This is a genomic window from Paenibacillus hemerocallicola (assembly GCF_006265175.1).
Lineage (GTDB): Bacteria > Bacillota > Bacilli > Paenibacillales > NBRC-103111 > Paenibacillus_AB > Paenibacillus_AB hemerocallicola.
In genome coordinates this window covers 1-735 of sequence record NZ_VDCQ01000163.1, presented here as the reverse complement: position 1 = coordinate 735, position 735 = coordinate 1, and the positions used below count along the sequence as shown (strand labels likewise).

The 735-nt window shown below is 65.4% G+C and carries 1 protein-coding gene; it reads left to right on the top strand.

Annotated elements, in window-relative coordinates; all coding sequences use genetic code 11:
- Nucleotides 1-735: hypothetical protein (locus FE784_RS41515; RefSeq protein WP_176706886.1), on the top strand; the 735-nt coding region annotated here is incomplete at both ends.

The window sequence follows — 735 nt, the reverse complement described above, 5'->3', positions numbered from 1 at the left end:
CGGCTATGCGGGGACCGGAGCAAGCGAGCTGTTCATCGGCGAATCGCCGTCGTTGCAGGCCACCCGGCTGAAAGGATTGAACTATGACACGCAGACGGAGGCGGTCAAGCATTTCATGCCGAAGCTGGTCGTGCGCCGGGAAGGAAGCGCGCTGAAAAGCAACTTCATTACGGTGCTGGAGCCGTTTGCGTCCGGGCAGCAGCCGCGGATCGAGCACGTCGAGGTGCTGCACAGCGACGAGCAGACGGGAGCGGCGGCGGTGGCGATCACGTACGGCAACACGCGGGATATTGTGCTGAGCGCGCCGCAGTATGCGGGAACGCCGTTTGTCGTCGGAGATCTGCGGTTGGACGGCAAGCTGGGCTTTATTCGGCTGGTGGACGGCCACATTGAGCAGATGCGATTGGCGGACGGCACGCGGCTGAGCAAGGGATCGGCTGTAGTCGCGGCGGGAGGTGCGATCGACGGTGCGGTCGTGCGCACGGAACGGATGCGGGACAGCGACGGGCGCAATGCGCTGGTGACGAAGGCGGCGGTGCCGCAGGCCGCGGCAGGCCGATACGCGATTGTGACGCACCCGGACGGATCGACAACCGGCTACCGGATCGAAAGCGTTGCGTCGCTGGCGGGCGAAACAGCGCTTGTGCTGGGGGAGCAAGACCCCGGCTTCTCGATCCAGCCGGACGGCCGCTCCCGGCAGCTGTATTTTCCGATGAAGCAGTGGACCGGCGTTCA